Source organism: Cupriavidus sp. 8B, from assembly GCF_054589115.1.
Genome location: NZ_BAAILO010000150.1, coordinates 20,420 through 34,611 on the forward strand (window position 1 = coordinate 20,420; position 14,192 = coordinate 34,611).

Annotated in this window: 11 protein-coding genes; 6 read left to right on the forward strand and 5 right to left on the reverse strand. The window is 65.3% G+C overall.

What is annotated here, in order from left to right:
• The first annotated feature begins 113 nt into the window (after nucleotides 1-113).
• A complete protein-coding gene (locus ACYP5B_RS15290) occupies nucleotides 114-1,601 on the forward strand; it encodes a TolC family outer membrane protein (RefSeq protein WP_459570276.1) in 1,488 nt (495 codons plus the stop codon).
• Nucleotides 1,602-1,698: 97 nt separating this feature from the next.
• Here ACYP5B_RS15290 and ACYP5B_RS15295 read toward each other — a convergent pair whose 3' ends face one another.
• The 4 genes from ACYP5B_RS15295 to ACYP5B_RS15310 form a co-directional block, all read right to left on the reverse strand.
• On the reverse strand, nucleotides 1,699-2,553 hold the full coding sequence (locus ACYP5B_RS15295) for an META and DUF4377 domain-containing protein (RefSeq protein WP_459570277.1): 855 nt from the start codon (nucleotides 2,551-2,553) through the stop codon (nucleotides 1,699-1,701).
• A gap of 201 nt (nucleotides 2,554-2,754) precedes the next feature.
• The gene (gene waaA, locus ACYP5B_RS15300; protein ID WP_459570278.1) at nucleotides 2,755-4,068 is read right to left on the reverse strand and encodes a lipid IV(A) 3-deoxy-D-manno-octulosonic acid transferase; all 1,314 of its coding nucleotides are present in this window, start codon (nucleotides 4,066-4,068) and stop codon (nucleotides 2,755-2,757) included.
• Entirely contained in the window at nucleotides 4,068-5,093 is a 1,026-nt protein-coding gene (waaC, locus tag ACYP5B_RS15305; RefSeq protein WP_459570279.1) for a lipopolysaccharide heptosyltransferase I, read from the reverse strand. The genes waaA and waaC overlap by 1 nt, the downstream gene beginning before the upstream one ends.
• Before the next feature lie 82 nt (nucleotides 5,094-5,175).
• A complete protein-coding gene (locus tag ACYP5B_RS15310) occupies nucleotides 5,176-6,561 on the reverse strand; it encodes a phosphomannomutase/phosphoglucomutase (RefSeq protein WP_459570280.1) in 1,386 nt (461 codons plus the stop codon).
• Between the two features lie 336 nt (nucleotides 6,562-6,897).
• On the opposite strand from ACYP5B_RS15310, the gene ACYP5B_RS15315 reads away from it, so the two are divergent.
• The 5 genes from ACYP5B_RS15315 to ACYP5B_RS15335 are packed head-to-tail and all read left to right on the forward strand — an operon-like array spanning nucleotide 6,898 to nucleotide 12,851.
• The gene (locus ACYP5B_RS15315; RefSeq protein WP_459570281.1) at nucleotides 6,898-8,055 is read left to right on the forward strand and encodes a glycosyltransferase family 4 protein; all 1,158 of its coding nucleotides are present in this window, start codon (nucleotides 6,898-6,900) and stop codon (nucleotides 8,053-8,055) included.
• Nucleotides 8,052-9,368: a sugar transferase gene (locus ACYP5B_RS15320; RefSeq protein WP_318231835.1), complete on the forward strand. Its 1,317-nt coding sequence runs from the start codon at nucleotides 8,052-8,054 to the stop codon at nucleotides 9,366-9,368. Before ACYP5B_RS15315 ends, ACYP5B_RS15320 begins: the two co-directional genes overlap by 4 nt.
• A gap of 35 nt (nucleotides 9,369-9,403) precedes the next feature.
• Entirely contained in the window at nucleotides 9,404-10,528 is a 1,125-nt protein-coding gene (locus ACYP5B_RS15325; RefSeq protein WP_459570310.1) for a glycosyltransferase, read from the forward strand.
• Nucleotides 10,528-11,778 carry a lipopolysaccharide biosynthesis protein gene (locus ACYP5B_RS15330; protein WP_459570282.1) on the forward strand — a complete coding sequence of 417 codons (1,251 nt, stop codon included), beginning with the start codon at nucleotides 10,528-10,530 and terminating at the stop codon, nucleotides 11,776-11,778. The genes ACYP5B_RS15325 and ACYP5B_RS15330 overlap by 1 nt, the downstream gene beginning before the upstream one ends.
• Entirely contained in the window at nucleotides 11,775-12,851 is a 1,077-nt protein-coding gene (locus tag ACYP5B_RS15335) for a glycosyltransferase family 4 protein (protein WP_459570283.1), read from the forward strand. The genes ACYP5B_RS15330 and ACYP5B_RS15335 overlap by 4 nt, the downstream gene beginning before the upstream one ends.
• Before the next feature lie 200 nt (nucleotides 12,852-13,051).
• Here ACYP5B_RS15335 and ACYP5B_RS15340 read toward each other — a convergent pair whose 3' ends face one another.
• Nucleotides 13,052-13,966, reverse strand: coding sequence for a D-glucuronyl C5-epimerase family protein (locus ACYP5B_RS15340; RefSeq protein ID WP_459570284.1), 915 nt, complete (start codon nucleotides 13,964-13,966; stop codon nucleotides 13,052-13,054).
• Nucleotides 13,967-14,192 lie beyond the last annotated feature (226 nt).

A 14,192-nucleotide genomic window follows, 5' to 3' on the forward strand; every position in this document is an offset into this window, starting at 1 on the left:
AGCACCACCAGCACCAATCTCAAGGCGCCGGCTTCCCGCGGCGCCAATTCCCTAGAACGCTGATCGTTAGAAACGTTAGCCGCGCGCCCGGTGCCCGGCAGACTGGAGATGTCATGAGGTTTGCGCTTTTCCCTGCGCGGGGCGTGCCCAAGACGCGCCTGGCACTGACGGGTTCCCTGCTTGCGCTGCTGCACCTGCCGGCCGCGCATGGCGCCGACCTGCTCCAGGTCTACCGCGATGCACAGGCCAACGACGCGCAGTTCGCCAGCGCGCGCGCGCAACTGGTGGCCAGCCAGGAAAAGCTGCCCCAGGGGCGTTCGGGCTTGCTGCCGCAAATCAATGGCACGGTCGGCGCCACGCGGACCAAGATCGAGCAATCGGCACCCATCTCCGGCGACCGTTTTATCAACGGCAATAACTGGGCACTGCAACTCACCCAGCCGCTGTTCCGCTGGGACCGCTGGGAAACCTACAAGCAAGGCGAGCTGGCGGCGCTGGCCGGCGAGGTAACCTTCAGCCAGGCGCAGCTCGACCTTATCACCCGCACCTCCCAGGCTTACTTCGACGTGCTGGCCGCGCAAGACAACCTCTACCTCGCCGGCGCGCAGAAGAAGGCCATCGGCGAGCAACTCGCACAGGCCAAGCGTAACTTCGAAGTGGGCACGGCGACCATCACCGACGCCAACGATGCGCAGGCCCGCTACGACCTCGCCACCTCGACCGAGATCGCAGCGCAGAGCGACCTGGAAATCCGGCGCGCCAACCTGCAGCAGATCACCAGCAAGCCGGTTGACGAACTACTGGGATTGCGCACCGCCGCCACGCTTCCCGGTCCGCAGCCGGCCGATGTGAACACCTGGGCCAGCCAGGCGGAGAACACCAATCCGCAAGTCGGCCTGGCCCGCTACAACCTCGACACCGCGCAACGCGAGTACAACAAGGCGCGGGCCGGCCACCTGCCCTCCGTCGACCTGGTGGCCTCGTACGGTTTCAGCAACTCCACCGGTAGCGCGGTCCAGACCGTCAACATCAGCAACCGCTACAACAGCGCCCAGATCGGCGTACAACTCAACGTGCCGATCTACAGCGGCGGCCAGATCCAGTCGCGCGTGCGCGAAACCGCGGCGCTGGCCGACAAGGCCGCCAGCGACCTCGAGTTTGCACGCCGCACCGCCGCCCAGAACGCGCGGCAAACCTACTCCGGCGTGTCCAACGGCCTCGCCCAGGTCAAGGCCCTGGAAGCCGCCGAGCACTCCGCCCAGAGCGCGGTGGAATCCAACCAGCTCGGCTACGAAGTCGGCGTGCGCATCAACATCGACGTGCTGAACGCCGAAGCACAGTTGTTCTCCACCCGCCGCGACCTGGCCAAGGCGCGCTACGACACCATCATGAACGGGCTGCGCCTGAAGGCCGCTACCGGCGCGCTGACCGAGGACGATGTGGTGCAGATCAACACGCTGCTGACCTCAAGCCCGGGCTCGATGTACAAGCTGCCGGAGAAGGTCAAGCTTGGCACGGCATCGCCGGCAGGCACGCCGGCCGTAAAGCGCCCTGCCACGCGCAAGGAAGCCATTGCCGGAGCGCCCGCGCCGCGCAGCTGAACGCGGAACACCAAGCACCGATCGGCAATCGGTATCGGCTGAAAACCAAAACGCCGCGGCTTCGACCGCGGCGTTTTGCTTGCTGGCTTAGCCTGGCTCAGTTAGCCCTTGTACGCGACTCCACGTTGAGCAACTGCCAGCGAATAGCCGAAGCGTCCGCCGGCGGGTTCTCCACCCGCGTCTCGCGCACCCGCAGGGTGTACGCCACGCCCGGCTCGAAATCCAGCCCCTCGATCGGCCCATACCAGAGCGTCCACGGCGCGCCCGGGTTCTCGCGCACTCGGTAGCAGGTCTGCCGGCCCATGCCCGAGCACTCCACCCGCTGCGAATCCACGTACACCGTCTTCTCCACGCCGCCGGCGGCCGCCTGCGCATCCATCTTCGCGCCGCGCCGGCCCACGCCCTCCCGCTCGACGAACTGCAGCAGATCCCCGTCAACGGTCTTCCAGATGATCTGGCGCCCCGTCGAGCCGGCCGACGGCTGCGTGCCCACGGTGGTAAACGGCGACTGCATCGCCTTGAGCAGCGCACTCTCCAGCTCCCCGCTCGGCGCAATGCAAGCCATGCGGGTTCCCGCCAGCCTGTCGAAACGCATGCCCGTCGCCGTCTTGCCATAGCCACCGGTAAAGCGATTGCAGCCGCTGTAGCCGCTCACCGTGCCCTGCGCGGAATCGATCCCGCCATTGAACTCAAAAATGATCGGCTGGCCATTGTCGCCATGCGGAATGGATTTCAGCGTGCCATCGGCCTGCTGCCAGCGCACCAGCTCCCAGCGGCTGGGGCCGCCAGTCTGGGCCTGGTTCAGGCTGACGCCGGCACCCGGCGAATCCGGCGCGGGCGAGGTTGCACAGGCGCCCAGGGCGGCGGCGAGCAGCACCGCCGCCGCGGCCCGCGCTGCGAGCGCGCCGGGTGAAAGACGGGCTGGACGGATAGGACGAATCATTTTCTGCATCTGGAAGCTCCTGGTAGGGGGGCGCGCGGCTTGATCGGCCCGCACCGCTCGGCGGCAGCTCGCAGGCCCGGTAGGACCGCGAGTCTGGCCCTCACGCGGGATAGTTTAACAACTGCGGGGGGCGGGGGACATCGGGCGGGGGCCTACAAGTTCCGCAGGCGGCGGCAACGAAAAAAATACGTCGCTGCCGTACAGAACCGCCTAGTTCGCGTTGCCGAGCACCTGCCCCAGCGCAGCCATCGTGCGCGCCGTAGCTCCCCGGTGAAGCACGGCGAACTCGCGCGCATTGCCGCGCATGGCTTCCAGCCCGGGCGCGTCGCCCAGTATCGTTGCCGCCGCGCGCATCAGCGCATCCGCATCCGCCACGCGCTGGCAGGCGCCGGCAGCGATGGCGTCTTCGGTGGCCTGCGCAAAGTTGAAGGTATGCGGCCCGCTCAGCACGGGCGTGCCTGCGGCGCAGGCCTCGATCAGGTTCTGGCCGCCCAGCGGCAACAGGCTGCCACCGATAAAGGCGATATCCGAGGCGGCGAAGTACATCGCCATCTCGCCCATGGAGTCGCCCAGCAGCACGTCCGCCATGACCGGCTCGGGCAGGCCCGCCCGCTCCCACGCGGCGGCGTCGCCGAGCGCGCTACGGCGCTGCAGGGTGAAGCCGGCACGCGTGACCATCGCCGCCACTTCATCGAAGCGCTGCGGATGGCGCGGCACCAGCAGCAAGGCAGGGCGCGGCACGTCGGCGCCAAGTGCCTGCCAACGCGCGAACGCCTCCAGCAACAGCGATTCCTCGCCATCGCGCGTGCTGGTAGCGGCAAACACGGTGCGCTTACCGAACGCCTGGCGCAGCACGCGGCCACGCCGCAGGCCTTCTTCAGGCAGCTGCATATCGAATTTAAGGTTGCCGGTCACCTGCACCGAGGGCAGCCCGAGGGCACGGAAGCGCTCGGCATCGCCCTGCGTCTGCGCCAGCACCGCGGTGAAGTCGCGATACATCGCGGTGGCGGCGCGGCCAAAGCGCGCGGTGCGTCGGAAGCTGCGCGGCGACAATCGGGCATTGACCAGCAGCAAGGGCACACCAGCCACGCGGGCGCCGCGCACAAGGTTGGGCCATACCTCCGTTTCCATCAGCATGCCGGCATCCGGACGGAAATAGCGCAGGAAGCGTTGCACCAGCCAGGACAGGTCGTACGGCAGGTAGCACTGCAGCACGCGCGGCTCGGCGCCATACAGCTGCGCGCCGGTCTGCCGCCCGGTGGGCGTCATATGCGTGAGCAGGAGGCGATGGGTTGGATACCGCGCCAGCAGCGCGTCGATCAACGGCTGGGCGGCACGGGTCTCGCCTACCGATACGGCATGGACCCACAGCCAGGGACCGGCCGACGGCAGGGCGCCGTAGGCGCCAAGGCGCTCTCCCACGTGCTGCACGTAGCCGGACTCCTTGCGGGCGCGCCACACCAGGCGCAGCAGCGCGACCGGCAGCGCCAGCAGCCATAGCAGGTTATACAGAACGCGCAGCATCAATTCCCCTGCCCGCGCACGCGCCGGGCGGCGGCGTAGACTTCATCGACCGACGGCACGATGCCGTCGTCGCCCACATTGGCGATGCGATCCGACCAGTAGCCTTCGGTCTTCCAGCGCCACGTCGCGGTGTAGATCTCCACCGTAGGCCGGCACAGCGCCGCGGCGATATGGACCAAACCGGTATCGACACCGATCACCACCTCGGCACGATTGATCAGGCCAAAACCCTGCATCACCGTGAAGCGCGGCAGCACCTGCGCCCGCGGCACGCCCGCGGCGATTTCCTCCGCCGCGCGCCGCTCCGCGTCGTTGCCCCAGGGCAGCAGCATGGTCAGGCCTTCGTCCACCAACCGGCGGCCGAGGTCGTGCCAACTCGCCAGAGGCCACTTCTTCTTCGCGCCGGCGGTGGCGTGAAAGCACACCGCATAGCGCGTTGGCAGGCCGGACCATCGCGGGTCGTCGACATGCAGCGTGCGCGCCCCGGACCCAAAGAACTGCGGCGGCTCCGGCGGCGTGCCGCCAGTCAGCGCCGCGCCCAGCAGGCGGGAACGCCGCACGGAGTGGGTCTGGCGCGGCACCGTCACCGGCTCGGTATAAAACAGCCGCGCGGCTGGCTCGTAGCCGGAGCCCTGGGTGGCATTGGCCAGCCCGATCACCGGCGCACCGGCCCGCCGGTTGGCCACGCGGGCCACCACGGCTGTCTTGAGCAGGCCCTGCGTCTCGATCACGGCGTCATAGGCGTCCTCTCGCAGGGCACGCTTGAACGCACCGATCTCCCGCCAGGTAGCAGCCTGGTAGAAGCGCTTGCGCCAGCGCCGCAGCGCAAACGGAATCACCCGCCGCACTTCGGGCAGCAAGCGCACGAGATCGACGTAGCCCTCCTCTACCACCCAGTCGATCTCGCAATCCGGCCAGCGCGCGCGCAGGTCGTGCACCAGCGGCATGTTATGCACCACGTCGCCCAGCGACGAGACCTTGACCACCAGGATGCGTGGCCGCGCGGGCAGCGCATGCGGGGTCAAGGATTTAGCCGATTCATCCGCTTCATCCGATTTGTCAGATTTGCCCGATTTACCGGTTAGGGGCGCAGTCAACGGCATCCGCTCAGAACGGCAGTTGCGCGTCCGGCTTTTCCGCCAGGATCACGCGTTTGAATTCCGCCTGGATGCGTGCCAGCGCGGCGTCGTTGTCGGCCTCGAAACGCATCACCACCACCGGCGTGGTGTTGGACGGACGCGCCAGGCCAAAGCCGTCGGGGTATTCCACGCGCACGCCATCGATGGTGATGACTTCGCGCGCGCCGTCGAACTTCGCATTGGCGCGGATCTTGTCGAGCAGCGTGAAGGCTTCGCCCTCCGCGCACTTGAGCTGCAGTTCGGGCGTGCAGTTTGAGTTCGGCAAGGCATTGAGCACCGCGCTTGCGTCGGCATGCTTCGACAGGATCTCCAGCAGGCGCGCGCCGGTGTACAGGCCGTCGTCAAAGCCGTACCAGCGATCCTTGAAGAACACGTGGCCGCTCATCTCGCCGGCGATCGGCGCGCCGGTCTCCTTGAGCTTGGCCTTGACCAGCGAATGGCCGGTCTTCCACATCAGCGGCTCGCCGCCATGCTCGCGGATCCATGGGGCCAGCTTGCCGGTGCACTTCACGTCGTAGATGATCTGCTGGCCGGGATTGCGCGACAGGATCTCCTCCGCAAACAGCATCAGTTGGCGGTCGGGGAAGATCACCTGGCCGTCCTTGGTCACCACGCCCAGGCGGTCGCCGTCGCCGTCGAAGGCCAGGCCCAGCTCGCAATCCGTGTCGCGCAGGCACTGCATCAGGTCCCGCAGGTTTTCCACACGGGCCGGATCGGGATGGTGGTTGGGGAAGTTGCCATCCACCTCGCAGAACAACTCCATCACCTCGCAGCCAAGCGCGCGGAACAGGTCGCCCACGAAGGCACCCGCCACGCCATTGCCGGCATCCAGCGCGATCTTCATCGGGCGCGCCAGCTTGATGTCGCCGACGATGCGGTCCAGGTACTGCTGGCGGATGTCGACCTGCTGGTAGCCGCCCGCGCCGCTGGCGAACTTGCCGGCGTCGATGCGCTGGCGCAGCGACTGGATCTGCTCGCCGTAGATGGCCTTGCCGGCCAGCACCATCTTGAAGCCGTTGTAGTCGGGCGGGTTATGGCTGCCGGTCACCATGATGCCGGAGGTGGCACGGCGCCCTGCCAGCTCGACATTGGTGCCGAAGTACACCATCGGCGTGGCCACCATGCCGAGATCGATCACGTCCATGCCCGCGGCGCGCAGGCCCTCGACCAGGCCGCCCAGCAGGTCTGGCCCGGACAGGCGCCCGTCGCGCCCGACCACCACGGCGCGCTCGCCTTGCTCTGCTGCGGCGGTGCCAAAAGACAAGCCGATCGCACGCGCCACGTCACGCGTCAGGGTCTTGTCGACGATGCCACGGATATCGTAGGCCTTGAAAATGGAAGGATCAGCTTGCATGGGTCATCCTGTGTGTAGGCGGTAGAACCAGTCGACATTGCCGGCCGCAGATTCCGGCCAGGGCCGAGTCGGCGGGCAAATGCGCCAAAGACCGTATTTTGCCGGATTGCGAGTGGCGCGCCAGTTATAATCGAGTGGCTTTGCTGGAAAATGGCGCTACAAGCCAGCCTGGATGTGGATCGTTCCCCACCTGAGCGGGGTGCCCGGGTACCCGCCCATTGGCTGGGGACGGCCCAGCCGGACAGCCTTGCCGCCGGCCCACCCGCTGGCTCATCGGCCGTACTGAAATGCCCTGGTAGCCTGTTCCTGTAGCCCGCCCTCGCGTTTTTTGCCCCAGTGCCTTCGCCCCTGCCCTCCCACCGCCCGCGTATCGCCTTCCTGATCACGAACTCCGAGATCGGCGGGGCGCAGACGCACGTCGCCGATCTGCTGCAGGCGCTGCGCGACAGGATCGAGCCTGTGCTGCTGGCCGGGGGCGCTGGGCCCCTGCTGGACGCCGCCCGAGCCGCCGGCGCGCGCACTATACGCCTGGCGCTGCTCGACAACGCCCTCTCGCCGCTGCGCGCGCTGGCCGCGCTCAGGGAACTGCTCAAGGCTCTCCGGGAAACCGCGCCCGATCTGATCCATGCGCATAGCGCTAAAGCTGGCGCGCTAGGCCGGGTGGCAGGCTGGCTGCTTGGCATCCCGGTGGTCTACACAGTGCATGGCTTTGCCTTCAAGGCCGCCGCCCCGGCTCGCCAGCGCCTCATCTCGCGCTGCATGGAGTGGCTGCTGGCGCCGCTGACCGCCCGCCTGATCTGTGTGGCGCAGGGCGAACGCGCGCTGGCCGCGGCGCTGCCGATCCCCGCCGCGCGGGTCAGCGTGATCCGCAACGGCATCGCCGACGGCGGCGCGCTGGCCACGCCCGGCGCACCGCTGCGGCGCATTGTCATGGTGGCGCGCCTGGCCGCCCCGAAGCGCGCCGACCTGTTGATCCGCGCTTTTGCCCGTGCCGCCCTGCCCGATTGCGAGCTGGTACTGGCAGGCGAGGGCCCGCAAATGGCCGCCCTGCAGGCGCTGGCCGACGTCCTGGCACCGGGGCGCGTGTTATTTGCTGGCCCGGTCACTGACATCCCCGCCCTACTGGCTTCGGCCCAGGCCTTCGCGCTGGCATCCGACCATGAGGGCTTCCCGCTCTCGGTGCTGGAGGCCATGCGCGCCGGCCTGCCGATTGTCGCCAGCGATCTTCCGGGCATCCGAGAACAGCTGGAAGGCGGCGCCAGCGGGCTGCTGGTCGCCGGCGATGGCGAACACGCCTGGGCTGCCGCGCTGGCACGGCTGGCACATGACCCCACCCTGCGCGAGGCCCTGGGACGCAATGCCCGGACACGCTGGGCAAGCGAGTTTGGCCTGGCACCCATGGCCGAAGCCACCTGGGCGATCTACCAGCAAGCGCTGGCGTGCAAGCCAGGCGCCCCCCGCGCGGCGGCCAGCACTGGAGCGCGCGGACAATGAACAAGAGCCACAGCGTCGCCCGCCCGGCCCAGCTAACCCGCCCCCAGGGCTCGGAAACCGTCCGCCGCGCCAGCCGCATGCTGGCCTGGGCGCTGCTGGGCCTGCTGCTCTTCGGCCTCAACATCGTACTGGCCGAGTTCGCCCATCACGCCGGCCTGGTGACTTACGTCTTCACCCGCACCCTGCTTTGGTCGGTGCTGCCCTATCTTTTCGCCTTCGTGCTGCTGCACCGCTCGCTGCACCTGCCCGCCATGGAAGGCAACAGCCTGGTCGGCTTGGCCACCACGCTGCCCTTTGCCGCGCTGCTCTTCGTCTTCGCCGCCTTCCACCTCGAATATTCGCGCGGCGCGCTGCTGCTCAGCTACCTCACTACGCTGGGCTGGATCTGGTTCGGCTACCGGCGCTTCGTGCGCAACTACGTGCCCGTGTTCGGCTATACCGATGCCGCCACTCTCGCGCAACTGGAGCAGATCCTCGCCATGCCCGGCGCGGCGCCGGCCAGCCCCACCCGCTTCCAGGCCATCAGCTCGCTGGACGAAGCCGTGCATTGCGACGGCCTGATGCTGGACCGCAACGCTACCGCCGACCCCGAGCGCACCCGCGTGCTGGCCCAGTTCAAGCTCAGCCACGTACGCATGTATTCGGTAGAACGGATCGGCGAGATGCTGACCGGCCGCGTCGGGCTCGCGCACATCGACGAGAACTTCCTCGACGACTATGCCGCGCACTATTTCTACAGCTTCGCCAAACGCCTGATCGACATCGCCGCGGTGGCCTGCCTGGCGCCGCTCGCGCTGCCGATGGGCTTGGCCGTGGCGGTCGCCATCCGTCTCGAATCCCCGGGCCCCGCCTTGTTCCGCCAGGGGCGGGTTGGCCTGTTCGGCAAACCCTTCACGATGTTCAAGTTCCGCAGCATGACGTTCGACGCCGGCGCGCCGGCGCAATTCGCCGCCCGCCGGGATCCGCGCGTGACCCGCGTGGGCCGCGTCATCCGCAAGTACCGGCTCGATGAAATCCCGCAACTGTGGAACGTGCTGGCAGGCGACATGAGCCTGATCGGCCCGCGGCCCGAGCAGGTGCCGATGGTGGACGAGTTTGCCCATACGATTCCTTACTACCCGTACCGTCACCTGGTGCGCCCCGGTCTGTCCGGTTGGGCCCAGGTCCAGCAGGGCTACGTGGGCACGCATGAAGAAACCGTGACCAAGCTCAGCTACGACCTGTACTACGTCAAGCATTGTTCGTTTGCGCTGGACTTGCTGATCGGGGTGAAGACGTTGCGGACGCTGTTGACGGGGTATGGGGCGCGTTGATGAACCGGACGCCCGGGGAAGCGCTGCCGCAGCCGATGCGGATCATGCTCCTCAGCACAGGCCTGCGCCTTGGTGGCGCCGAGCAGCAGGTAGCCGCACTGGCCCGGCAATTCATCGCGCTCGGTCATGCAGTAGCCGTAGTCAGCCTGACGCCGGATTGCGACGTCGATCTGCCTGAAGCCGCAACCGTGCTGCGCCTGGACATGCGCAAGACACCATGGTCGATGGCGAGCACGCTATGGCAAATACGCGCATTCCTGCGAGCCTGGCAACCCGACATCCTCCATGCGCACATGGTCCACGCCAATCTTTTCGCCCGTGCCCTGACCCGGATAACGCGCACGCCACCGGTGATTTGCACCGCCCACAGCTACCGGGAAGGCGGCAGGCTGCGCATGCTTGCGTACCGGCTGACCGACCGCTGGGCAAGTCTCACGACCCATGTCAGCGCGGATGGCCGCCAGGGCATGATCGACGCCGGCGCAGCGCCCCCTGATCGCATCGTCGTGGTACCGAATGGCATCGAGCTCGATCGCTTTCACCCCTCGCCCGAGCTCCGGCTGGCTACCAGGCAAAGCCTCGGTGCCACCGAGGCATCGATCCTCATCCTCAATGTCGGCAGGCTTGTGCCCGAAAAGGCGCAGGACCTGCTGCTGGACGCATTCAGCCGCCTGCAATCCGAAGAGAGGGTCGAAGCCCGCTTGCTGATTGCCGGAGAGGGCTCCGAGCGCGAAGCGCTCGCCGCCACGATCGAACGGCTCGGCCTGGACGAGAGCGCCACGCTACTGGGCATGCGGCGGGATATTGCCGCCTTGCTCAATGCCGCAGATTTATTTGTGCTCTCTTCGGAAATAGAAGGCATGCCGCTGGTCATCGCCGAAGCCCTGGCATGTGGCTGCCCGGTCGTCTCCACTGACGCGCCCGGCGTTGCGGGCTTGCTTGGCGATGCAGGACAGATCGTGCCAAGAAACAATGCAGCCGCGCTGGCCGCCGCGATGCGGGTGGTGCTGCGCGCCGGGCTTGGCTCCCCCTCGGAGCAGGCCGCGCGCCGGGATCGCATCGCCTTGCGATTCGGCATCGATGCGGTCGCACGGCAATGGCTATCCTGCTACACGCGGCTGGCCAGGCGAGCCACCGCCGAGCGCGTGGAGTTGGCCTGATGCGGCGTCTAGTTGCCGGAAATCTCCTGTGGATGCTAGCCGAGCGCGGCATCCAGGTGGCCGCGGGGATCGGCATCGTCGCCATGCTGGCACGCGCGCTGGGGCCCGAAGGGTTCGCGCACTTCCAGTACGCCCAGGCCGTGGTCCTGATCGCCGCGTCGGTAGCGTTGATCTGCGGTGGCGAGGTGGTCGTGCCACGGCTGGTGGCGACGCCGTCGCCGCATGAGCAGCACAAGCTGCTCACGCATGCGTTTTCGCTGCGTGTCGGTGGTGCAATCCTCGGCTACTTGCTGATGTGCGGCTTCCTGCTGCTGCGCCAGCCCGCGCCGGACACGTGGGCCGCAGCCTTGTTGCTTGGCATCGCCATTCTGCTCAGGGAACCCTCCGGCGTGGTGATTGCCTGGCTGCAGGCGCATACCAACAATCGCCCCAATACGCTCTTCAGCCTGATATCGCTCTCCGCCAAGGGCGGCCTGGTGGCCATCCTCTTTGCAGCAGGCGTGCACAGTGTTCCATCCTTCGCCAGTGCATTTGCCATCGAGGCCATCATCCTTGCCGGCCTGCTGGCCACCTACTACTTCACCCGGGTGGAACCCTGTCGCGTGCAATACGACATCCAGTTCACGCGTGAGCTGATGACAAACGGCGCGCTGTTCTGGGTGAGCTTCATGCTGATGATGGGCGCGCGCCGGATCGACCAGTTGGTGCTGCAGCCCTCAGTGCCGCTTGCCGAGTTCGGCGCTTATGCAGCGTGCATGCAGATACTCGACAACTACACGGTTGTGGCTACCATCCTGGCCGCGGGGGTTGCGCCTATCTATGTCTACGGTAAGCCCGCTTTTGTGGCAGCTCGTGCAAACATCGCGCGCATTGCGATCGGCATGAGCGCGATCGGGCTATGCGGGGCGGTGCTGATCGCCGCCGGCGCGCCGTGGATCGTGCAGTTGCTATATGGCCACGCCTTTGTATCGTCCGCCGCCTTGCTGCAAACCGCAGCCCTGTCCTCGACGTTGATCTTCGCCGACGTCGGCCTGACCTTGCTTCCCGTCTATCTGCGCCGGCCCGACTGGATCGCCATCAAGTGGGGCGTGGTCCTGGCGGTCACGCTCGCATTCGACCTGGCGGTGGTGCCCAAGTATGGGGCATGGGGAGCCGTCGGCGGCTATACATTGGGCAATGCCGTTGCCGTGGCGTTTGGCATCTGCCTGTGGTGGCGCAGCAGAAAAACACCCTCCCTGGCGGCCGCATGAAGCCATTACCTACGCTTTGCTTCCTGACCGGCACGCTGAATGCCTTCGCTGGCGCCGAGCGGATGACAGCTGTCATCGCCAATGCGTTCGCGGAGCGCGGCTATCCGGTGCTGATCCTCAGCCTGTGGGATGAGCGCAGCTGCTTTACGCTCCATCCTGACGTCGTTCACGAAGCGCTGTTTGCACAACGGCCATCGTTCAAACGAGCCTATTTCTCCACAATTGCCGGAATAAGGCGCTTTGCGAAGCAGCGGCATGTCGACGTACTGATTGAAGTCGATACCATGCTCACCTTGTTCACACTGCCCGCGACCCTGGGCCTCAAGATTCGCAGAATCGCCTGGGAGCATTGTCATTTCGACGAGGACCTGGGGAAGCCAGCCCGGCGCTTTGCGCGCAGGCTGGCGGCAAGATTCAATGACGCCGTGGTAGTGTTGACAGAACGCGACCGGCAGCGATGGAAGGAGGCGCTTGCGCCGCGCTGCCGTGTCGAGGCGATTCCAAATCCACTACCGTTTCCCTTTCCAACAGTGCCGGCAAGGCGAGCATCAACCACGGTGCTGGCGGTCGGCCGAATGGTCCGCGCAAAAGGATTCGATGTCCTGCTAAACGCGTGGGCACGCGTACGCCAATACCACTCCGACTGGCGCTTGCTTATTCTTGGTGATGGCGAAGAGCGCCAAGCGTTGGAAGCGCTTACGCGCGAGCTCGGCATCGCGGATTCGGTGGAAATGCCGGGAGTCCGGGCAGAGATGGAAGACGCCTATCGAGATAGTGCGATCTTCTGCCTTAGCTCCCGCTATGAAGGCTTCTCGCTCGTACTCATTGAGGCTATGGCATTTGGCTTACCAATTGTGTCGACGAATTGCGAGACCGGGCCGAAGGAGCTGATCATCGATGGCACGAATGGTCTGGTGGCACCCGTGGATAGTGCCTCTGCTCTGGCCGAGTCCCTGACGCTGCTGATCTCGGATGAAGCGCTGCGCGATCATCTTGCGGCAAATGCCCGCGAATCGGCACAACCGTTGACAATCGAAAACACGTTGGATCGTTGGCACTCGGTCCTGGGGTAGGGAATCCAATCTTCTGCACCACTTCGCTGGCACCTCGGAACATTGAGTCCACCGTCCAGGGTAAATGCCGCAAGTGAGGAGCCCGCGTGAATGTATGCGAGCCGACGCTCTGGCGCGCCCGACGAACGCCCACCCAGTTCCGTCGGCAGTAAAAGCCGCTCGCCTGTCGGCTCGGGCGGGGCTGCCAGTTAAGCGAAATACTAGTGGGTCTTTTTGTATTCCCCTAGTGATCGCTCCCACTGCTCTGCGACTTCCAGATATTTCGCATAGCCGGTCCGCTTGAACATCTCTCTCAACAAGGCGATGTGGATACCCATGTAGAAGTCCGTGAGATAGTTCGGCTTCTTTTCGAAATTACGATGCTGTAGATCGTAGATACTCCACGGCATCGGCAATGTGGCGTCCTCGGGCGCTGCGTGGACCACGAACGCATCAAGATTCTTTCTCAATGAGGCATCACCAGCGCTCCATAGAGACAACGCCCGCCTGTCGCCTGTGGCCAAAAAATAGTCATTGATGCCCAATAGCGCGAACACAAAGCCATTGAAGATATGATTCGGGTCGCGTGGATCCGGCGTTTCCTCATACCACGGCATTCCGTTCAATTCACCCAGCAGACCACCATCCGTGGTTGGTATCGTAAACACACGGAGTGCCTTGCCAGCAGCAACTCTGTACTTGGAGTCTTTGGATTCTCCGTACGCACGAACAAGCAAAGAGATAGCATTCCCCTGGGTGACAGCCGAATACCACGGTGCCTTCAACCGGTATCCGTTCGGATGCGGATAATTGTGATCGAACTGAAGGGGAAACCCGCCATTCTGGCTTTGCGTTGCGATCAGCCAATCTGCGGCCTTAAATATACGCGCTTTTTCAATTTCCGCCCCATTTTTGAAGTAGCGTGCGTATGCTCCAAGCCCCCACTGCGCGACCGATGTCGGATTGGCATTGAATTCGCCGGTCGACCAGATTTTGATGTGAGGAATACCGTCGCTATCGAACTGCACTCCAGGCGATTTGTTCAGGTCAAATGGCTCGAAGATTACCGGCAACAGTGGTTCGGGTTTAATCGCCTGACATCCAGCATAGAGCGCCATGACAGCCGTGGCAGCCATACCTATCGCAAAATTACGAAAACGCCCTATATCTATCATGAATAATGTGCCGCTCCGTTTTCCAAGCAAAGCCGCTAAGGGCCGCGCCAGAATTCACCCGAATATTTGCTTCCGGGATTATTTCAATTAACAACTTTCTTGGCCAACGCCGCAAATCGCCGCACCCGATTACCTCAAATGCGGTGCCCACATTAATCGACCCCGTTTGCGGGTGGCATCCCCAGCT

Coding starts and splice junctions, on each gene's coding strand:
- ACYP5B_RS15290 (WP_459570276.1), top strand. CDS start 114: ATGAGGTTTGCGCTTTTCCCTGCGCGGGGCGTGCCCAAGACGCGCCTG.
- ACYP5B_RS15295 (WP_459570277.1), bottom strand. CDS start 2,553: ATGCAGAAAATGATTCGTCCTATCCGTCCAGCCCGTCTTTCACCCGGC.
- waaA (WP_459570278.1), bottom strand. CDS start 4,068: ATGCTGCGCGTTCTGTATAACCTGCTATGGCTGCTGGCGCTGCCGGTC.
- ACYP5B_RS15310 (WP_459570280.1), bottom strand. CDS start 6,561: ATGCAAGCTGATCCTTCCATTTTCAAGGCCTACGATATCCGTGGCATC.
- ACYP5B_RS15320 (WP_318231835.1), top strand. CDS start 8,052: ATGAACAAGAGCCACAGCGTCGCCCGCCCGGCCCAGCTAACCCGCCCC.
- ACYP5B_RS15325 (WP_459570310.1), top strand. CDS start 9,404: ATGCGGATCATGCTCCTCAGCACAGGCCTGCGCCTTGGTGGCGCCGAG.
- ACYP5B_RS15330 (WP_459570282.1), top strand. CDS start 10,528: ATGCGGCGTCTAGTTGCCGGAAATCTCCTGTGGATGCTAGCCGAGCGC.
- ACYP5B_RS15335 (WP_459570283.1), top strand. CDS start 11,775: ATGAAGCCATTACCTACGCTTTGCTTCCTGACCGGCACGCTGAATGCC.
- ACYP5B_RS15340 (WP_459570284.1), bottom strand. CDS start 13,966: ATGGCTGCCACGGCTGTCATGGCGCTCTATGCTGGATGTCAGGCGATT.